The sequence below is a fragment of the Sphingobacterium sp. LZ7M1 genome (genome assembly GCF_024296865.1).
Lineage (GTDB): Bacteria > Bacteroidota > Bacteroidia > Sphingobacteriales > Sphingobacteriaceae > Sphingobacterium.
In genome coordinates this window covers 1,210,772-1,228,248 of record NZ_CP101134.1, presented here as the reverse complement: position 1 = coordinate 1,228,248, position 17,477 = coordinate 1,210,772, and the positions used below count along the sequence as shown (strand labels likewise).

Genomic DNA, 17,477 nt, shown 5'->3' with positions numbered 1-17,477 from the left:
AAATTTATCGCGGAGCCAAACACTACCTTTCAGAGCCAAAGCCTGCAACATTTTCTAACGCTATCATAAGCATTTATAAATTCGACTTCCATAGTAAAATTGAGCAAACAATGGAAGTAATTGCAATACAAAAGTCGGCACTAGACGGAATGAAAAATGAGCTAAAAGCACTTTTGGAATTGACCGAAAATGCCACACAGAAATATACGCCCATTTTTAAAGCGGAACAATGGCTCGATAACCAGGAAGTATGTCTGATGATGAACATTACCAAGCGGACTTTACAGACCCACAAAAGCAAAGGACTATTACCGTATTCAAAACTGAACCGTAAAAATTATTATAAACGCTCAGATGTACAGGCTTTGCTCGAAGCCGGACAGCTGGACAATACTACTGAAAATGGATTTATTCACGAATGATAGTGACGATATCATCGCCCACAGGGAAATGATTACACAGCTACGAAATCGTATTGAACAGATATTAAAAAACTACCGTCCTGTAATGAACGGTGAAATATATCTTTCGGGCGAAGATGTGTGCAAGCTGTTACATATCAGCAGACGGACTTTACAGCAATATCGTGATGACCAAATACTCCCATACATCCAGATAGGCGGCAAAATCATTTTTAAGCAAACCGACCTTTTACGGATACTTGAACAAAACTATGTCTGCAATGGACAAAAGAACAAGTAACGGATTTCAAGCAATCATATTTCTATATCGAAACGAGTTTAGTATCTTTGCTATGTAAAATATAGAAATACTTAAAGTGTTTTTGCTTTAAGTCCCACATTGAAAACTGGTAATTTTTAGACAACGGGACGATAAGGAAGAACGCTCATGCCATAGGCGTGGGCGCTCGCTTATTCGTTGTCGGGTATACCAGTACCTCAATGTGCGGTAAGTGTAGTTGCCTGCGCTTTCTTTTTGTGCAGGAACTTCATCTAACTCAAAAAAAGGTAACGTATGAAAACTGGTACTGTACAAGAAACAATCTCCCTGTCTTTTATCAATGACAAAAGCCCTGTAACCGATAACATCTGCAAAGATCTCGCTGCATCTGGAATGGAAATACTATCTCGGTCAGAAAGCATTGAAAATGGGCTAACACAGTTGTCTTCATTGAATGAACTCCCCAAAGTCTGTATTATTGACTTGGATTTTTACGACCAAAATGTGCTTAAACAGCTTCAAGAATTAAGGAAAGAGTACCCTGCAATCAAACTGGTTGCCCATAGCGATATTGATGATGAGAAAGTTGGGAAATCTCTTTTAGAGATTGGGTTTTCAAGTTATCTACTACTTGGAAGCGATGTTGATGATTTTAAGAAAGCTATCTTCAGTGCTTAAGACTATATTTCATCATCATCGTCTCCATACCAACTTGAAGTATCCACATCGTAGTCATCGACCTCAAACTTAGAGGACGGAAAATCCTCTTCAATTTGATAGCGTATCTTCGTTTCAAAAGGGAATGTTTCTGGCAAGTCTAATCCATCACCTTCACGTCTTTCTTTATTAGACCCATATTCAAGAATCACATGTAAATCTCCAAAGACGTCCACTACAATTTCATATTCATTAATTTCTGAAATATGATATTCTGACACTTCACTATATTCCAGTGAATGGTGAGGTGCAAGTCGATCAACATTCTCAAAAAAATTAGTTACAACGGATGATACCATATGCTCTTCGATATGTCCATCAAGGAATTGTTTAAGATCTTCACGATAGTTCTCAATTGTTTCTACCAAACTAATAAAAGAGTTAAGTACATCTTGGCTCATACGCTCAATTTCAGAATCGCTAATATTAAACACCTCAGGATTAATATGGGTATACTTGCTTAAAGTATTGATTGTTTCTTTTACATCCTTTATCATGTCTTTGAGTTCGTCAACCTCAAATCCCCAACGATCTAAAAAAGTGTCGTCTATTCCACCTTGGACTGCGTATTTAATTCTTTGGTTTCTTGTAGGTTTTCCGTCTGCAGTTTCGGGGCTAAACCAAACACAATTTTTCACACGTTCTTCCGGAGCAAGGTTATATAAAAAATGTCGTGACAACTCCCTTATAGAGCATGCAAAATTATTAAAGCGAAGTTTGTTTGTTCGATCATTTAAGCTAGCAATTGAAGCTTCAAATAAATCCAACTCAAATTGGTTGGATAGTAATTGTTTTATTTTTTCGGCTTTCTCCATAGTCTCTACATATAAAAGCTGTATTTAAGCTGCATACTATCTTCTTGGTTCAAATATTTTAATATTTCTCCAACATTTCTCGCACATTCAATTGTAATAGGCATCTGCCTATCAAATTGTGTATTATTCCAATTCATTTTGGTTAATGCAAGGATTTCATCGCAAATGATGTTTGGAGATTCATCATGTTGTGCTAATTTTATTTCAATGGCTCGAGGGATATATCTACCTGGATACGTTTCGTAGTACGGCACAGATCCTCTTGTATATAGCAAGTGGTGTTTATAACTCATAGCGAAATGTGTTCCCCTCATCGGCGGATAATTGCCATTCCTGTATAATCTTAAATCAGATGTTTGTATAGAAACTAAGTCAACTTGATTTATATGCAAATCACGAGCTGCTTGGGTAAACCCGTAAACTTCATCTTCACTGAAGTTAGAGGTCTTATGGATTACTAGTCTTTTCGGAAAAATTTTTACGGCTTCATAATATTCAGTTAGGGACTGCTTTAGAAGATTGAATGCTTGTTCTTCACTTAGATGTGGTGTTCTATCGTTTTTTTTCAAAGTAATTTCCTCACCTCTTAAAATGACACCTTTCCCTAACTCATTAAATATTTGGGCAATACTTGTTTGTGTTGAGCTTCTATCTCTACTTTTAAAGAAGCTTATACCGGCATAACAAGTAGTTTCAGCAGTGTCTTTTCTGATCAATGCCCAAGGCGTTCCTGAAGCTTTATAGTATAATGCTGTAAAAAAATTCCAAGCAACCGTTGCAGGATCTTGCATCTCTTTGGTTGGTTTTGCAACTCTATCCCTAATGATTTGGATAGGCACATTATATTGCATTGCCTTTGCTTTAAGATTTCTCCTGAAATTCTGTTCTTTTGAAGAAACCTCATCTTCATCAAAATCACGTTCATGAACTTCAGTTTCTTCTTCATCTTCACCAGAAGCTTTTGCCTTAGCTTCGGTAATATGTTTCATTAAATTTTCAGGCAAAGCGCAAAGAATTACATCTGGTTTTTTGTTTTTAGATAAGAATTTGATTTCAGCTAAATAGAGTTCTGTAATTTCTGCAATTATCGTTTCCAGGGAGTTGCTTTTCTTGACGATTTTCTCTAAATCAGAGTTATTTAACTTTCTTAGGTATGTATCATCATAATTGATCTCGCACTTAAAGCCTATACTTTTATTGAAACCGCAAAAATTTAGAAAAAGGTTGGGATGTGGGGTTTTACTTTGTTTTCCATCAATATGGGTTTTGCATGATTCTATCCATTCTAAAACTGCATCAACACTGTCAGATTTTCCAACTACTCCAATGGTGATTTTTTCAGGTCTAACTTGATCAATATCAAATGGATTAAAATTGTAAATGCCACTTTTAGGACAAATCTGATGTCCTAAGCCAAATTGTAATGATGGTTCTTCTATATATCTTAATTTCATTGATCAGAAAAAATTGAGTTGGTTAATTCGTTATCAAGGCTTATTTCCGTTGGAGTAAACTCAGATGTTTCTTCAACGATTTTAACGGGTATCCATTTTTGTTCATCTAGGCTGGGAGATAAACTTAATGGCTCATTTTTCGAGGTCTGCAGGTATGGATATTCAGTAACAAACAGGTCCGTATAAGATAAGTAGTACGCAAAGAATCTAAAGTAATTGTAAACAGAATTGTTATTCTCAAGTCGTTTTATTCCTGCCATATATGCTGATTCAAATCGACTTTCCCTATATCCACCCGGATTTGTAAAGCTCCATGTTGGATTTATGACCAAATACCAATCTATTTCAAAATTTAAAAAAGATGCTTTGAATGCTAAGTGTCTATAACAGATTATGTGCCCCTCCTTCTTATTTGTCATTTCGAATATTACTGTCTTGGTAGACTCTTTTTTACCCTTCCATCTAATTTGCTTTGCTTTAGGAGGTCTTGAATTGGCAAATCTGAAAATTCCTCTTGGCGGGAAGAATTCTATTCCTTTATAATAGCAAAGTTGGATCAGAGATTTTCTTAAAAGGTTTTTGAATACTTTGTTACTCGCTTCATCTTGTTCGTAGAAGTCTTTACAATCCAAAGTAGTTATTGTGCCAGCATCTATAATTTTTCTCAATGGTTCGTTGTTTTTAGATAAATCCCGAAAAGTATAAATAAACTTTTCATGTAAAATCCAGTCTTCAAAATATACTTTATTTTGTTTTAAAGCCTTTTTGACCAGTGTGTTTGGCTTCAACTTTTTCACTTTCCTTTTTCCAATACTCTCCAAATAATCGTTTAGATTTTCGAGGATAGCTTCTTCATTAATAAACAATTCTGCCTTATACAAAACCTTCGGAAATGATATTTTAACCATGTTAGGCGAAATATCTTCTGGCTCGTTATTCAAGTATCCATTTTCGAACTTAAGCTGGCGCTGTTCAATCTGTATATCCGAAAACTCATGCTCGTATAATTTAGAAATCGCTTGAATTTTGGGCGTTGAGCTTATAGCATTTATTTTCTGAAGAATAACGTCCTTGTCTATAATATGGTCACTTGACTCAAACCCAAAACTATCGGGTATTACATCTTTCAGTTTTGCATCATTGTATTGCGGCTTCTTTTCTGTGAGAATATATAAGTAGAGTACATCAAACTCATTTTGTAGGTCATACTTTGAGAATGTTTCGAGCGTAGTCCTAATTTTATCAAGAGAAGATGTTGACGTAATTTGAAAAGCCACCCTATTCTTAAAGTCGGCCAGATCAATTGCTGGAAAATTTTTCTTTTTTGTAGAATTAAGATTTTCAAGTTCCAACCCGAAAACCTCATTTAATAACGGTACCAAAAAATTCTCTGCATGGATATTAATATGATAATTTCCTATTGCATTAAACCCTTCCACTTCGTGGACAAATCTCGCTGCACAAGTAGTGATCTTGTTGATGTATTCAATCCTGTTCAATTTTTGAAATATTTCGAGGTTTATTATTTAGTTTGTGACATATACTTTATCTTCTTTTCGGCAACTCTAAGAGTTTTATCCGCCAACGATTCGTCTTTTAGCTCAATTGCAATTTTCTCACTGAGGTATTGAATAAGTAATTCTTCTCGTTCTATGCCCAAAATATCTGCGAGTTTAAAAACCTGTTCCTTATTGATATTTCTTTGCCCTCTTTCAATTTTACTCAGAATTGCTGTATCCATTTCGAGCAAAGCAGCAACTTGCCTTAAGAGAAGCCCTTTCTCCTCTCGTTTAGCACGTAATATTTCTCCAACTGTTTTTTTATAATCCATTTTGTGTATTTGAAATATTCTACTTGACAAATAATGTCAAATATACGTTATTCCTTTAACTATTAATCGCATTGAGCAGGCAATATATTATTAACCAGTTATTGTGGCTCTTCAAGGTAATTATCTGATAAAATTAATAACTGTGTGGCGGTAAATAATGCGGCGTTCTTTTGCTTCTTTTCTTTGGTCGCCAATGTGGCAAGAAAAGAAGTTCCCTAAAACAACAAAAGGGATAATGAACATCCCTCAAATAATGTCGCAACCTGTTTGGTAAAATGTGCCGGAATGAATGGTGGGTAGGCATCCCATTTTGCCAAAGAGGTTGCTCCGATTTATGCAAAAAGACTGTCCCGACCATCGGGAGGGAGTGTCTTTTTGCCGCCCGATTTTCCAATCAGGCGACTTTTATAGGATGGGTTCGGAAATCTTTCAGGTTGTGAAAAAATCCCCTGTATGGTGTCAAACCATTTTTAAACATACCCCATAACAGTGAACAACCCATCTGAACCAATGAGGAATTGATATACAAGTCCTGCTTTTCCAACGCTTCGGCAAGGGAACAGCTCGGTGTATCGTCTTCCAGTTCGGATTGTTTAAGCAGTTCGCCAAATTCATCCGTAACCATTGGCAGGCTTGCCACCGTTTCATATTTCTCTGAATTGGGTTGGCGAATTTTTCCTATGGTAGATAGTAAAACTTGTCCTGTATGTTGACTGTTGCCGAAGTCCAACCAATAACGTGGGCGGTTGGAATAGGGTCTTCCATTGCTCAATTCACTTAATATTTCCGCAATTTCAAATCTTGCTTTTACGCTATCCACACAGGAAATATAAATACTTCCTCCTGCATTTTCGGGGAAACTGTCGCTATTGTCTTTTTCAAATTTCCTTGCTTCCGCTTTCCAGTTCGTACCTGAGAAGCGATTTATACGGTTAATGATAGCAACAGATTTGTACAAACCGACCTCACTTTCTGCAAAACGCTGTCTTCCTAAATTGGCTTGGGTAATTACATCATCATCCCAAAGACGAATAAACAACCCTGCGTGTCCTAACTCGTTTAGGCTGTGGTTCATCTCAAGCAAGGCAGTCATTACTTTTGAGCCTGTACCACCTGCACCGATTACGTTTACCGTTATGGGATTGGTAGGATTTATCAAATCGCTGTCCGTAAAATGGACTTTTAAAATTTCTTTGCTCATTACAATATCGTTTTTATGGTCTTGTTTGTCTTTTTCAATATATCTTTAGGAAAGGCTTTGTCTGTGCCGATGAGGTCTTTCCAAAGGCTTACACAATTTCCTTTTATGGGGTTGTGTTCGTTTACCAAGTGACTGAAATAGCTGTTAAAAAAGTAGCTTTCCCACGCTTGCATAAATTCTTCAACCGAAGCAGAATTTTTGATATTGATATCTACAGTTCCCATACATACGTGTCCGTCCTCGTAAATATTGAAAAATGGTGCGTGAAATAATACGGTATTCTCGGTAGGTCTTCGGTCTTTTTCTAGGGCGAAAACAATAAGGCTCTGTTTGCTTGCATACCAAAGCATTGCAGGTACTTTCGCCGTACCGTTTGGTATTTCAAGACTTTCAGTAAAGAACATTTTGACTTTTCGTGCTTTGGTGTACCAAAGTACCGTACCGTTTTCACTCGGATTAATGTGCAGGACGTTGGTAGGCAGAATGCCGTTAGATTTTAAAAATGCCTTGCTCTTTTCCTTTTCCGTATTGAGTGCTTTTGCCAATTCTTTAGCTTCTCTCTCGGTCAAAGGATGGGCGTTGATTGGATTACCGTTCCTATCCATATCAAAATGCTCTACATAGGTGGTTCTATTACTTCCTTTGGTTTGGTAAAAAACCAAAGCCGATAAAGGGTGGTAAAGCGTTCCAAAGTTTTGTGTTATATCTTTCATTTTAGAGTATCTAAAAGTTATTCAGTATGTATATCAATTCCTCAATTAAGGCAAAAACACGGTTTTCAAATTCAAGGGTATTTGCAGTAATATCACTACCATCAAACCTTTTCACAATGGTGGGTTCTTCCATTTGTCCGTATTCTTGCAACTCGGTGTTCACGCTCTCAAAAAGTGTTTGAAACAAAATACCTTTTGCATCGGCACAGAACGAAACGTACTTTTCCACACCTATACTATTTTCCATATCTTCTTCGCTTGCTTCTCCGCTTGGCAGGGCATTACGGTTTATGGTAGCATTCGGGTATTGTTCATACAAGGCAAAGGCTTCACTTGCCAGTTTGTAGCAATCTTGGTCAAAGCTGTCTTTGATTTTAAAGGAGTTTAAACGGACTGCAAATCGGCTCAAATTGTGCTTGTTGTAAATTTTCTGCTCCATACGTTCGCCTATCTGTTCTGATTGCCTAATCTCGCTTAAATACGTTGTCGTGTCCTCATTCTCGTCATCGCTTACAATCCACTCTGTTACCATTTCATACATCCAATACAGATAACTGTTTTCCTGTCGATAGTAAGGAACATTTGCAATGTGGTATAGGTACGCACACACGGATTGCAATAGCTGTACGGCTTGCTTGCGATTGGGATGCTTAGATAGTCGGTACAATGGCACTACGGGAATGTAATACAGGGTTGCACCTGTACTGTACCGTTCTTCACTTACGAAATACGTTTTCTTACTATCCTGTATCAAACGGAGTTCTTCCCAATCACGAAACTTCTTTCTTAACTGTTCCTCTGTGGAATCCAAAGCTAAAGCGATATTGTAGGGATAGCCGTACTGCCTGGACTGCATAGGTTGTATACCGTAATGCCCTGCCAATTTGGAAAGGGACTGATAAAAATCCCTTTCCGTCTTTTCCGATTTTCCACAAGCCTGTACGGTTTGTGCTTCTTGCAGTTTAGGCAGAAATGAGCATTTTAGAAAACCATTGGTAGTACCGTTATCGGTACCGATTTCATTTTGTCTTTTCTTATTTCGTCTGCGTTCTTTGGTCTTTGCATCCAATCTGCGAACTCGCCCAACTGTTTGTGCAAAGTCTTCTGTTTCGGTTGCTGTAGGGTTTTGATGATGCCCGATATGATATTGCGTTGCATAATTCATTTTTTTTGATTTTTGATTTAACCTTTCGTTCCCATTACACTCTCAAATCGGTACTGTATTGTATCGTCACGGATAACAGGGGCAGATACTTTGGCAGTGGTCAGTATCGGATAAGAATTTGCATAGAAATTCATTACGGCTTCCACGCTCCAACGTGGTTCGGGGTCAGTCAATGGAATATCCTGTCCTTTATCTTTGAGTATGAAAATTCTCGGTAATACTGTTGCTAATAACATAATGTTCGTTTTTAATTGTTAATATTCTACTTCTTCGTTTGTTGTATTTATTGGGCAATAGGTAGCAACCTCCTCCGTTTTTGGCGGTTCGGGTTGCTCCTCCGTTACTCCACCAAAAAGGCTCGGTGTCCCGAACTTGTCGGACAATGACGTTTTGCGTTTGCGTATCTCGTCCGCTTTTTCGGGAAACTCCGTAATGTCGGGTACTTTCATCCACGCTTCACGGAACTTGCCCTCTTTCTCCAACTCGTCCACCTTTGCCATACCGTCTTTGTACTTCTTGTCTTTGGTTTCTTTTTCCTTTTTGGCTTTCTCGGTTTTCTGCTTCTCCATTTCGGATTGCAGTTTGACGGTTTCCATTTGCTTCATAAAGGCTTCCATATCCACCATTAAACCCGATATGGCTTTAATTGGTGCGTTTATCTGCTCAAAAAATCCCTCGTCAAACTCCTGCGAAGTGGCGTTAAAAATCAATGGGGGAATGAGGTTTTTCGCACTATCTCCGCATTGCTCATTGTTGAGCAATACTGTTACGATTAGTTTGTTTTCTATCCCCTTAGAAATGTTCAGTTGCAATATTCCTGTAAAATCCAACTGCTGTACTTGATTGAAAAAATTTGTGTTCATTGCTGTGAGTTTTAATGTGTTGTTACTTGTTCTTTGATGGCTGTAAGTTTCTCGTACATATCCGCCCAATAGGCTTTTTGCCTCTTGTCGAACTCGGAAAAACGCTCGTCCTCGTGGCGGTATTCTTTGTACCGCCCTGCTATTTTTATGGCTTCCTTTAAATCCGTTACTTCGATTTGGCAACCGTTTAAATCTGTTACGTACATCATTAATCGTCTTTTAGGATTACCATCGTGTTATGATTAAAGGCATAGTCAAACGCACCGTTTGATACCCTATGCCTTCTTCGCAGTTCCACGCCCTCATCATCCCAACCAAAATCGGGAAGACCGTTTATCCTTGCCACAAGCTGTGCATTGGTCAAGTGCTTAAATCGCTCCCTGCAAAACTTTTCAAGGTCTGTTTCTTTGGTAATTCTATCTGTTGTTTCCATCTTTGATTGCTTTAAGTGTTAATGACTGATTTCTGCTATTTGGTCAATCCTGCCATAGATTATACTCCGTAGGCTCGTTTTGTCGGGTGCGCTGTATTCCTGCCAACTGTCGTACTGCTTCACTACATAGGTTTTTAGAATATCATCAAACCCAAACCGATAACCCATTAGGGGAACTGCCCCGTTAAAAAAGGCGTTTCGGTTTACCGCTTCCGCAATCCAATTTTTCTCGGCTCGGCTTAGCTTCTCGCCCTTGTTCAGTTTTTCCCTTAGCTGATAGACCTTTGAGGTTTTCAGCGTTTCCAATTCGGGTACTTCGTGGCTGACAAATTTTATCGCTATGGCGTTCGTTTCCATTGTAACTGCTTTTGAATGTTATGCGTTAATCTTCGGTGGCATAAACCCCATTTACATAGTAGCCGTGTAATTTTTCCCAAAGGCGTACTAAACCGTTCGTGTCTATATAGAAATGCTCTGTACGATTGCAGTAAATGATAAATACGCTTTCGCCTTTGTGCTTCTTTTCAAGGCTCTTGGCTCTCGCCAAATTTTTGGCTTCCTCTATTGTTATCGCTTTCATAAAACTTATTTTTAACAGGCTACCACCGATTGTGGCGGTAGCCTGTGATTATCTAATTGAGGTTTAGGATTTCCGCACCGTCTGTCGCAAAGGCTGTACATAGGTCAAATGCTTTTTGTCCTTTCATTTGAGCCGTTCCACCCAATACAATACTCTGTAACTTGGCTTCGTCATCCCTGTAATTGCGTACATTTTGGAAGTAGCCTGTAACAGCATTGTATGCTCCGAACAATGTGCCTTTTGTAGTGTCCATTTGTTGCGTATCACTCGTCATTGCATAGGCAAACGCATCGTTCACGGCATTTTTAAACATTGTTGATATTTCGTCTTCAGCACCTTTTTTGATGAGCTCAAGGGTTTCTTTGTTCGGGCATAGTGCCAATTGGATTAGCTTTCTGACCTCTTGGTCTGTTGCCCTTATCGTTGTCCAGTCATTGAAAATACCCTGTAGCTGGTCGCTCAATGTGTTGGCTAACCCCATTATCCTATGTGCATTCTCGATACGCTGTTTTGCTCCCGATGTGTGCTTGATACGGACTACATTGGTCATATTCCGCAATGAAGCGTTAAGGGTGTTTTGGCAAACGATACGGATAGGCGTAAACGCTGCGGTAATACTTCCGCTTCCGTCGTGGCTTGTGGTAAGGAAGATGTATTTTTCCGTAACATCATCGCCATTGCCTACACGGATATAGTCGGGCAATTTGGCTGTGATAAAAATGCGTTCGCCTTTGCCCAATGCCCCTGCGGTTTCGTACAGAATACCCTCGCCACCTCCTACGATAGCATCAAAGAAACTGAACGCTTCACGGTTTTGTACGATGTGGTAATCTTTACCCACTACGCCCAATACGGCATTGTTATCGGTGCGTATGTTGGCGAAACAGTTAGGTACTTCCAGTTCGTTACTGCCTATCTCGATACCGTCTGCGGTTTCGGTAATGCCCGAACCTTTGGTAAACAGAGGGGATTTGACTACCTCGTAATCTAACCCTGCGTGTCGGATAGCTTCCTCGCTTGTGGGGTACTGCTCTACGATTTGCCCCAGACCGTGCCACGCTTTTTGCTGAACGCTAAAGAATGAATAACGTCCTGTTTTCTCGTTGTAATTGATGTTATGTGCCATAATGCTAAAATTTTGATGTTGAAAAACGATTGAATATTCGTTGTTAAAATGGGAGGTCGTCCTCGGTTGATATTCCTGCAATGCTGTTGTTTTCTGCTTTTGCAGTAACCTGTACGGTTTCGGCTCTATTGCTACCTCCGTGCAATTTGATTTGTGAGGTATGGAAATTAAGTCCTGCTCTTGGTTCTCCGTCTTTGTTTACCCACGCTCTCGGACTTACACGCCCTGTGAGTTCTACCAAAGTGCCTTTTGTCAGTAGCCTTGCCACGTTTGGAGTTATCCAGTAGGCACAATCGAAGTAGGTGGTTTGCTCTACTCGTTCGCCCTGTTTGTTACGGTAGCTGTCGTTTACCGCTACTGAAAAGTTTACCACCTGTTTTTCGTTCGACAATGTGCGTACTTCCGCATTTCTTGTCAGTCTGCCTGTGATGTTCATTTTCGCTGATTTTTAGTGATTGATATTTGATTTAATTTTTCTGATTTATTCGGTAATGAGAGGAGGTGCTGTTTCGTTTCATTACCATTTTTAATGCTTATAATTTTCATAACTGACATTTTTTTTATTCGTCCAAAGAGCCGGAGTATGCTATGTTTCGTTTCACGAGCATAAAAGGTTCGTGTTTAGCCGACACAAGGTTTTGAAAAATAAATACTACCCAGCGGGTGGAGATTTTTTTTCAAACTTGCTTGACCTTTTGGCGGTGTTAAGAACACGGAAATACCTTTGCTCTTGAAATGGGACAATAGTGCATACAGGCTTCTTTGAATAAAAGAAATGTGGAAGCCGAGAAAATTGCATTAGAAAATGGTCTGTTTTGAATTGAAATAATACTTCCAATTCGTCGGATTGATAAATGTTTTCTTAAGGTGTGATTCTCAAAACCACAGAACAGGGATTTTAAAAATATCTGAAAATGGGAATAGCGGAGAGGTTTTTTTTAAAAATTTCTGTTTCAGAAATAGCCGGAAAGCTCTTTTACTGCGAGGATATTGCTATGGGAGGTAAATGTGCTTTGGCTGCAAAAAGTACCGGCAAAAAAAAAGCAGGATCGTCAAATCCTGCTTGATATCATTTATTTTTTAATATTTTAATCCCTAACTCCCATCAACACCATCCATTAGTTTCCGGATATCTTCATACCGATAATACATCAATCCACCGATTTTCGTGAACGGTAACGTTCCGTTTAGCCGAAGGTTTTGGAGTGTCCCCGCTGAAATCCCCAATAATTCTCGGATCTCGTAACTCTTGAGCCATTCCCGAGGCTCCTTTTCGGCTTTTCTCGGATGTGGTCTATTTCTCCTGATTTCTTCAAGAAGTTCCTTTTTAAAGCTATCTAAGTCTTCTTTAGTGATAAGTTCTACTTTCATTTGCGCTGCTTTTTAATGTTTCTAAATTCTCTCCTCTAGAACAGAATTGATTTATGGTCTTTTCTGTCTTTACGGATACAAATGAACCAAAAGTATCTACGAATTTGATCAACATGGCAGTCAGTGGTTGCATTTGGCGTCCAAAGGCACACATATAGTATTGCATCCATTAAAATTACAACCTTACCTCGTTTCATTTCAATAATGATCTAGAAGTATCTAATCCTGGGAAGCCATTCTAACCTCTAACTTGTGCATATCCTCACTTAGCTTATGTTCCAACACCTTAGCATAAATTTGGGTGGTACGTATAGATGCATGGCCAAGCATTTTACTCACCGATTCAATTGGCACACCATTGCTTAATGTCACCGTTGTAGCAAAAGTATGCCTTGCGAGATGGAACGTTAAATTTTTATTGATGCCGCAAATTTCTGCGATCTCTTTTAAATAACCGTTCATTCGCTGGTTGGATATGACAGGGAAGATCGTTCCATTCGCCTCAGCTACCGGATGCCCTCTGTACTTCTTAAGAAGATCTGAAGCCTCGGGCAGCAAAGGAACTCGAACCGTTGTATCGGTCTTTTGTCTTTTTGTCGTCAACCAATCTTTTCCGTCGATTCCTTTTGAAATATTTTCGGGGGTCAGGTTAAAAATGTCGATGTAAGCAAGACCTGTATAGCAACTAAAAATGAACATGTCCGACACGGATTGCAGACGCTCTATTGAAAAGGATTTATTAAGCAAAACAGTTAGCTCCTCTTTTGACAAATGGCCTCTTTCTACCTTTTCAAACCGAAGTTTGTATTTGGCAAATGGATCCCTAACCAGCCAATCCATCGTAACAGCCAAATTGACCATCTTCCGCAAACGTTCCATATGTTTCATCACCCCATTATTATTTATGGGCTTATGATGATCTTTAGGTTTGTAGTCATTAAGGAAGTTTTCAAAATCCAAAATGAACCGATAGTTCAGTTCATCCAACGGTATGTCTTTTTTTCCATATTTTTGTTTTATAAATTTTTGAATATAGGTTTCGGTGGTATAATAATTTTTCATGGTACCGGGGGCAAGTTTACTTACTGCCACTTGTTTATGGTATTCCACTAGCTTTAGAAGAGTCATTGTTTCCTCTATGTCCTCGCCTAGGTAGACAGATTTAACCGCTTCAATGGTAACGGTTTTATTTTGCTGCACCAACTGGTGATAACAATCGAAAATAAGGGAGCGTACCTGCTCCATGTGGCTGTTCAGCTTTACGATTTCTTGGCGTTTTCCTTTTGCTCTTCCTTTTACTTCGTCCCAATTGTTGATCGATACTTTGCTTTTTAGGGAAATTTCAGTTCTACGGCCGTTTACTGTAATCCTTGCATAAACAGTGGCCATTTCGTCTTTCTTGTTCTTGGGCAACCGTAACAGGAATTGAATCCCAAAAGTGTTTTTACTCTTCATATCCATTTATTTTATGTTCAACTGATACACTTTAGTGCAGTTCTCTCAATCCAACTATTGGATATGATGCAGTAAAGAAGTCAAACAATAATAAATAGCATCAAAATAAATGTTGTAAATAAATGATTTACAATTATTTATAAGCTATCCGGTGAGTAAATATAAAACTTAAAAAGACTCACCGTTTAACTCACATTTAGATTGATATTTATTGGGGTTTCCTGATATAATATAAAACAAAAAACCCTCAAATTCATAGAATTTGAGGGTTTTTGACCTTACTTAGTGTAAGTGTTGTCGGGGTGGCAGGATTCGAACCTACGACCTCCACATCCCAAATGTGGCGCGATACCGGGCTACGCTACACCCCGAGAAGGTATCACCTTTTTTCTTGTGTGGCACAAATATACAATCTTTCCCCACAATCTTCCAAATGATAAAAGCAACATTAAATTAACCAATTGATTATTATGCCAATAAAATAAAAATTCCTCGACACATTATCCCCCATTTGAACGTTTATACTTATAAATAGGATTTAAATACGATATTTGGGGTGGAATTCATCTTCCATCACACATAATTATCAAAAAAATTATGACAAAAATTTTTAGAAATTGCTTGATCTTCTCCCTATGCTTGACGGCCTGTGTCTCCAACAATAAGGAACAACAAAACTCCGACAGTACCACGGTGGAGAATCCCGAAGAATACAACCTGACCAAAGCGGAGGCCCTGGAGGATTATATCTTGGCTCTCGACTCCACAGACATTGAAAGCGTGGGAAAAGCAACCTCTAAATTCAAGGAACTTTTTGAAAAGAAGGAAAGCCCAGAAAATGATAAAGGGGTAGCCCTGATCATGGACTATATCGACAAGGTATCCATGTATGCGCACCGCTCGGCTTTTGATGATGAAACAAACTACCGCCCATTGGTCAACATTGAATTCGATGGCGGCAAAGCGGCCGTTCCAAGTGATCTGGAACAAGCGTACGACAAGATCAACCGCAACGGTTTCCGTGTCCGCGAAACAGAAGGGATGTTCGACCTAGAAGCTAACCCGATCTATTTCCAGGAAAACTTCTACCCTTATATCACTTCAGACCTGGAAATCTTATTGCAACAGATCGGCCGAGATAATATGGAAGGCTATGCAGACGATGCGGCCATTGCGATCCCTTTCCAGTCATTGGTACAACGAACCGTTTGGTATGAAGACTTCGCCAATAAAACTAAGGGTTCCATTGCAGGCGAAAAAGCACAGAAAGAATACGAGAAATACTTCACGACGCTAACCATCGGTATGGACAATACCCCGGCCATCGAAAGTCAGCAGATCTCCCCCTACTTCCAGGAAGCATACAGCTACCTCAAGGATTTTTCACCCAACTCTGCCACCTACAAAAAACTGGAACCTTACATTGCCCTTCTTCAGGAACAAAAAATCGACGAAGCCAAAGCCATGTTACCAAGTTTAATCGGCAGATCCATCAATTAATCCTTAACTTTGCCCCATAAGAAATAAGAGATAAGAAATAAGTGATAAGTATTAAAACGGTCAACTCTAATTAGGGATGGACATATCTCATATCTCATATCTCATGTCTAAATACTAAATACTAAATACTCTTTAATGTCCCTATCCAAGCCCCCCAAAACTGTCGACCTGCATGCCGAAGCATTCTTGGCCGATTTGGACAGTTATGAACTGGATGAACTATTGGCTGAAACGATAGATTACCTTAGGGAACAGCTGGACGCTGCGATTTATTGGGGCTATCCGGAAATCAAGTTTATCCATGGAAAAGGCAAAGGAGCCCTTAAAAACGCGGTCTACGAGGAATTAAAGATCTACAAGCAATCCAATGCCATCAGTCATTTCCATCCCTCCTATGCCAATGAAGATATTGTAGTGGTGGTAATCGGGCTATAAGACCTTCACCCGATAGACCTCATAAGGATATTGTACCAAATCCTTCCCTCCATTCCATTGCGGCAACAACTGCATTTGCGCACATGAGAAATACAGGTAGCCATCCGACCCAACTCCTAAGGAATCTGGCCAAAGCAGGCGCGGATCCTGAACCACGATTTCCAATTTACCTTCTGGAGTCAACCGACGAATCGAATAATCAAGGGAAGTCGTCAGATAGATGTTTCCTTCCTGATCAGCGACAAGACCATGCGTAATCCCGACTTCACCCATATCTTCCACCTTGGATTTTAGGGCTTCATCAGTCAGATTTGCATCCGCCAGGTACTTGGTTTCAATCCTATACAGGTTCATCGCATTGATCGGTTTAAAATAAAACCACTTATTGTCCTTGGTCAGTGCAATACCATTGACATTTGATCTGAATGGATTACCATCCTTATCCCGCATCTCCTTTCCATGATAAGCTAGAACCACATCTGGTTTTGCCAAGGTAAAGCTACTATTGCTCAAGAGCTTTCTACTTTTCCCGGTCTGGAGATCTAGAACGATTACAGATGCCTGACCAGGGTCGGATAGGTAAGCCAATTTTTTATCTGTATCAACACGAACATCATTTAAGCCCGATTTGCTCTTGTCCAAATCTTCAAACGTAAATACTTGCTTTACCTGATTGCTCTTCAAATCTATCTGAACCAGCTTAAACTGTCCTTCTTTCTTATCGCTTCCCCCCTCTTTTCCAAAGATGGAACCTGAAGGAGCAGGTTTGGAATCTAAAACCCACAATTGATCATCGGTATCCACATAGATATCCTGCACATTGACAAAATGCTCCTTATAGTCGCCTTCCACAGCATTCCATTCTGCATTTGGAAAGGCTTTGCGTTCGCCATTGACGATCTCGGTCAATCCAAATAGATAGGGATCCTTATGTGGAAAGGAAACAAATACTCGGTTATCAGAAGAAACAGAGACACCGATGGGTTGCGACTTCCCAAAGGAAGCTACCACCTGCAGATTAGGATCTTGTTTTTGGGCCATAGCATTGAAAATAAAGGAAATAGCTAATAGGATATATAAGGGTAAAGTTTTCATCATCATTCAAATTTGTTGCAAGATTTACCAGCACCTAACTAA

Annotated in this window: 24 protein-coding genes and 1 tRNA gene; 6 read left to right on the top strand and 19 right to left on the bottom strand. The window is 39.2% G+C overall.

Annotated features, from left to right (window positions below):
* Window positions 1-110 precede the first annotated feature (110 nt).
* The 3 genes from NMK93_RS05180 to NMK93_RS05170 all read left to right on the top strand — a co-directional run bounded on the left by NMK93_RS05180 (window position 111) and on the right by NMK93_RS05170 (window position 1,359).
* Window positions 111-422 (top strand): helix-turn-helix domain-containing protein, encoded by a 312-nt coding sequence (locus tag NMK93_RS05180; RefSeq protein ID WP_037459849.1) that lies wholly within the window; start codon window positions 111-113, stop codon window positions 420-422.
* Window positions 355-702 carry a helix-turn-helix domain-containing protein gene (locus tag NMK93_RS19775; protein ID WP_306427041.1) on the top strand — a complete coding sequence of 116 codons (348 nt, stop codon included), beginning with the start codon at window positions 355-357 and terminating at the stop codon, window positions 700-702. The genes NMK93_RS05180 and NMK93_RS19775 overlap by 68 nt, the downstream gene beginning before the upstream one ends.
* Before the next feature lie 273 nt (window positions 703-975).
* Window positions 976-1,359: a response regulator transcription factor gene (locus tag NMK93_RS05170; protein ID WP_002993158.1), complete on the top strand. Its 384-nt coding sequence runs from the start codon at window positions 976-978 to the stop codon at window positions 1,357-1,359.
* Between the two features lie 2 nt (window positions 1,360-1,361).
* Here the strand turns inward: NMK93_RS05170 and NMK93_RS05165 are convergent, their stop codons facing one another.
* The 15 genes from NMK93_RS05165 to NMK93_RS05095 form a co-directional block, all read right to left on the bottom strand.
* Window positions 1,362-2,213 carry a hypothetical protein gene (locus tag NMK93_RS05165; protein WP_002993157.1) on the bottom strand — a complete coding sequence of 284 codons (852 nt, stop codon included), beginning with the start codon at window positions 2,211-2,213 and terminating at the stop codon, window positions 1,362-1,364.
* A gap of 5 nt (window positions 2,214-2,218) precedes the next feature.
* The gene (locus tag NMK93_RS05160) at window positions 2,219-3,667 is read right to left on the bottom strand and encodes a hypothetical protein (RefSeq protein ID WP_002993156.1); all 1,449 of its coding nucleotides are present in this window, start codon (window positions 3,665-3,667) and stop codon (window positions 2,219-2,221) included.
* Window positions 3,664-5,166 (bottom strand): SMEK domain-containing protein, encoded by a 1,503-nt coding sequence (locus NMK93_RS05155; RefSeq protein ID WP_254528214.1) that lies wholly within the window; start codon window positions 5,164-5,166, stop codon window positions 3,664-3,666. The genes NMK93_RS05160 and NMK93_RS05155 overlap by 4 nt, the downstream gene beginning before the upstream one ends.
* A gap of 23 nt (window positions 5,167-5,189) precedes the next feature.
* Window positions 5,190-5,498 carry a helix-turn-helix domain-containing protein gene (locus tag NMK93_RS05150; RefSeq protein WP_002993154.1) on the bottom strand — a complete coding sequence of 103 codons (309 nt, stop codon included), beginning with the start codon at window positions 5,496-5,498 and terminating at the stop codon, window positions 5,190-5,192.
* Between the two features lie 394 nt (window positions 5,499-5,892).
* A complete protein-coding gene (locus NMK93_RS05145) occupies window positions 5,893-6,699 on the bottom strand; it encodes a PRTRC system ThiF family protein (protein WP_094280378.1) in 807 nt (268 codons plus the stop codon).
* The gene (locus tag NMK93_RS05140) at window positions 6,699-7,412 is read right to left on the bottom strand and encodes a PRTRC system protein B (protein ID WP_002993152.1); all 714 of its coding nucleotides are present in this window, start codon (window positions 7,410-7,412) and stop codon (window positions 6,699-6,701) included. The genes NMK93_RS05145 and NMK93_RS05140 overlap by 1 nt, the downstream gene beginning before the upstream one ends.
* 10 nt (window positions 7,413-7,422) lie before the next feature.
* Window positions 7,423-8,577, bottom strand: coding sequence for a hypothetical protein (locus tag NMK93_RS05135; RefSeq protein WP_099372363.1), 1,155 nt, complete (start codon window positions 8,575-8,577; stop codon window positions 7,423-7,425).
* Between the two features lie 17 nt (window positions 8,578-8,594).
* A complete protein-coding gene (locus NMK93_RS05130) occupies window positions 8,595-8,813 on the bottom strand; it encodes a PRTRC system protein C (RefSeq protein WP_002993150.1) in 219 nt (72 codons plus the stop codon).
* An 18-nt stretch (window positions 8,814-8,831) separates the two neighbouring features.
* Complete coding sequence (locus NMK93_RS05125) at window positions 8,832-9,440, bottom strand: PRTRC system protein E (RefSeq protein WP_002993149.1); 609 nt, start codon at window positions 9,438-9,440, stop codon at window positions 8,832-8,834.
* Window positions 9,441-9,451: 11 nt separating this feature from the next.
* Window positions 9,452-9,649 carry a hypothetical protein gene (locus NMK93_RS05120; RefSeq protein ID WP_002993148.1) on the bottom strand — a complete coding sequence of 66 codons (198 nt, stop codon included), beginning with the start codon at window positions 9,647-9,649 and terminating at the stop codon, window positions 9,452-9,454.
* Window positions 9,649-9,873, bottom strand: coding sequence for a hypothetical protein (locus NMK93_RS05115; protein WP_254528211.1), 225 nt, complete (start codon window positions 9,871-9,873; stop codon window positions 9,649-9,651). Before NMK93_RS05115 ends, NMK93_RS05120 begins: the two co-directional genes overlap by 1 nt.
* Window positions 9,874-9,891: 18 nt before the next feature.
* A complete protein-coding gene (locus tag NMK93_RS05110; RefSeq protein ID WP_002993145.1) occupies window positions 9,892-10,230 on the bottom strand; it encodes a hypothetical protein in 339 nt (112 codons plus the stop codon).
* 25 nt (window positions 10,231-10,255) lie between these two features.
* Window positions 10,256-10,453, bottom strand: a complete 198-nt coding sequence (locus NMK93_RS05105; RefSeq protein WP_002993144.1) for a hypothetical protein — start codon at window positions 10,451-10,453, stop codon at window positions 10,256-10,258.
* A gap of 52 nt (window positions 10,454-10,505) precedes the next feature.
* A complete protein-coding gene (locus tag NMK93_RS05100; protein WP_002993143.1) occupies window positions 10,506-11,579 on the bottom strand; it encodes a DUF932 domain-containing protein in 1,074 nt (357 codons plus the stop codon).
* Window positions 11,580-11,622: 43 nt separating this feature from the next.
* Window positions 11,623-12,015, bottom strand: coding sequence for a single-stranded DNA-binding protein (locus tag NMK93_RS05095; protein ID WP_002993142.1), 393 nt, complete (start codon window positions 12,013-12,015; stop codon window positions 11,623-11,625).
* A gap of 478 nt (window positions 12,016-12,493) precedes the next feature.
* Between NMK93_RS05095 and NMK93_RS05090 the strand changes: the two genes are divergently transcribed.
* The gene (locus tag NMK93_RS05090) at window positions 12,494-12,646 is read left to right on the top strand and encodes a hypothetical protein (protein WP_002993140.1); all 153 of its coding nucleotides are present in this window, start codon (window positions 12,494-12,496) and stop codon (window positions 12,644-12,646) included.
* 28 nt (window positions 12,647-12,674) lie between these two features.
* Here the strand turns inward: NMK93_RS05090 and NMK93_RS05085 are convergent, their stop codons facing one another.
* The 3 genes from NMK93_RS05085 to NMK93_RS05075 form a co-directional block, all read right to left on the bottom strand.
* Entirely contained in the window at window positions 12,675-12,950 is a 276-nt protein-coding gene (locus tag NMK93_RS05085; protein ID WP_002993139.1) for a helix-turn-helix domain-containing protein, read from the bottom strand.
* Window positions 12,951-13,169: 219 nt separating this feature from the next.
* Complete coding sequence (locus tag NMK93_RS05080; RefSeq protein ID WP_306473174.1) at window positions 13,170-14,405, bottom strand: site-specific integrase; 1,236 nt, start codon at window positions 14,403-14,405, stop codon at window positions 13,170-13,172.
* Between the two features lie 297 nt (window positions 14,406-14,702).
* Window positions 14,703-14,776 (bottom strand) — tRNA-Pro (locus tag NMK93_RS05075).
* A 226-nt stretch (window positions 14,777-15,002) separates the two neighbouring features.
* Between NMK93_RS05075 and NMK93_RS05070 the strand changes: the two genes are divergently transcribed.
* Window positions 15,003-15,905, top strand: a complete 903-nt coding sequence (locus NMK93_RS05070; RefSeq protein WP_254528209.1) for a hypothetical protein — start codon at window positions 15,003-15,005, stop codon at window positions 15,903-15,905.
* A gap of 135 nt (window positions 15,906-16,040) precedes the next feature.
* Complete coding sequence (locus tag NMK93_RS05065) at window positions 16,041-16,340, top strand: Smr/MutS family protein (RefSeq protein ID WP_254528207.1); 300 nt, start codon at window positions 16,041-16,043, stop codon at window positions 16,338-16,340.
* Here NMK93_RS05065 and NMK93_RS05060 read toward each other — a convergent pair.
* Window positions 16,335-17,441, bottom strand: coding sequence for a major royal jelly family protein (locus tag NMK93_RS05060; protein WP_254528205.1), 1,107 nt, complete (start codon window positions 17,439-17,441; stop codon window positions 16,335-16,337). The two genes, NMK93_RS05065 and NMK93_RS05060, sit on opposite strands and share 6 nt — an antisense overlap.
* Between the last annotated feature and the right edge of the window lie 36 nt (window positions 17,442-17,477).

Excerpts from the sequence above, each read along its gene's own strand:
- NMK93_RS05065 (WP_254528207.1), top strand. The coding sequence starts at position 16,041 with ATGTCCCTATCCAAGCCCCCCAAAACTGTCGACCTGCATGCCGAAGCA.
- NMK93_RS05115 (WP_254528211.1), bottom strand. The coding sequence starts at position 9,873 with ATGGAAACAACAGATAGAATTACCAAAGAAACAGACCTTGAAAAGTTT.
- NMK93_RS05170 (WP_002993158.1), top strand. The coding sequence starts at position 976 with ATGAAAACTGGTACTGTACAAGAAACAATCTCCCTGTCTTTTATCAAT.
- NMK93_RS05165 (WP_002993157.1), bottom strand. The coding sequence starts at position 2,213 with ATGGAGAAAGCCGAAAAAATAAAACAATTACTATCCAACCAATTTGAG.
- NMK93_RS05090 (WP_002993140.1), top strand. The coding sequence starts at position 12,494 with ATGGGAATAGCGGAGAGGTTTTTTTTAAAAATTTCTGTTTCAGAAATA.
- NMK93_RS05145 (WP_094280378.1), bottom strand. The coding sequence starts at position 6,699 with ATGAGCAAAGAAATTTTAAAAGTCCATTTTACGGACAGCGATTTGATA.
- NMK93_RS05150 (WP_002993154.1), bottom strand. The coding sequence starts at position 5,498 with ATGGATTATAAAAAAACAGTTGGAGAAATATTACGTGCTAAACGAGAG.
- NMK93_RS05085 (WP_002993139.1), bottom strand. The coding sequence starts at position 12,950 with ATGAAAGTAGAACTTATCACTAAAGAAGACTTAGATAGCTTTAAAAAG.
- NMK93_RS05070 (WP_254528209.1), top strand. The coding sequence starts at position 15,003 with ATGACAAAAATTTTTAGAAATTGCTTGATCTTCTCCCTATGCTTGACG.
- NMK93_RS19775 (WP_306427041.1), top strand. The coding sequence starts at position 355 with ATGTACAGGCTTTGCTCGAAGCCGGACAGCTGGACAATACTACTGAAA.
- NMK93_RS05105 (WP_002993144.1), bottom strand. The coding sequence starts at position 10,453 with ATGAAAGCGATAACAATAGAGGAAGCCAAAAATTTGGCGAGAGCCAAG.
- NMK93_RS05140 (WP_002993152.1), bottom strand. The coding sequence starts at position 7,412 with ATGAAAGATATAACACAAAACTTTGGAACGCTTTACCACCCTTTATCG.
- NMK93_RS05060 (WP_254528205.1), bottom strand. The coding sequence starts at position 17,441 with ATGATGATGAAAACTTTACCCTTATATATCCTATTAGCTATTTCCTTT.
- NMK93_RS05135 (WP_099372363.1), bottom strand. The coding sequence starts at position 8,577 with ATGAATTATGCAACGCAATATCATATCGGGCATCATCAAAACCCTACA.
- NMK93_RS05095 (WP_002993142.1), bottom strand. The coding sequence starts at position 12,015 with ATGAACATCACAGGCAGACTGACAAGAAATGCGGAAGTACGCACATTG.
- NMK93_RS05125 (WP_002993149.1), bottom strand. The coding sequence starts at position 9,440 with ATGAACACAAATTTTTTCAATCAAGTACAGCAGTTGGATTTTACAGGA.
- NMK93_RS05110 (WP_002993145.1), bottom strand. The coding sequence starts at position 10,230 with ATGGAAACGAACGCCATAGCGATAAAATTTGTCAGCCACGAAGTACCC.
- NMK93_RS05130 (WP_002993150.1), bottom strand. The coding sequence starts at position 8,813 with ATGTTATTAGCAACAGTATTACCGAGAATTTTCATACTCAAAGATAAA.
- NMK93_RS05100 (WP_002993143.1), bottom strand. The coding sequence starts at position 11,579 with ATGGCACATAACATCAATTACAACGAGAAAACAGGACGTTATTCATTC.
- NMK93_RS05120 (WP_002993148.1), bottom strand. The coding sequence starts at position 9,649 with ATGATGTACGTAACAGATTTAAACGGTTGCCAAATCGAAGTAACGGAT.
- NMK93_RS05180 (WP_037459849.1), top strand. The coding sequence starts at position 111 with ATGGAAGTAATTGCAATACAAAAGTCGGCACTAGACGGAATGAAAAAT.
- NMK93_RS05160 (WP_002993156.1), bottom strand. The coding sequence starts at position 3,667 with ATGAAATTAAGATATATAGAAGAACCATCATTACAATTTGGCTTAGGA.
- NMK93_RS05080 (WP_306473174.1), bottom strand. The coding sequence starts at position 14,405 with ATGAAGAGTAAAAACACTTTTGGGATTCAATTCCTGTTACGGTTGCCC.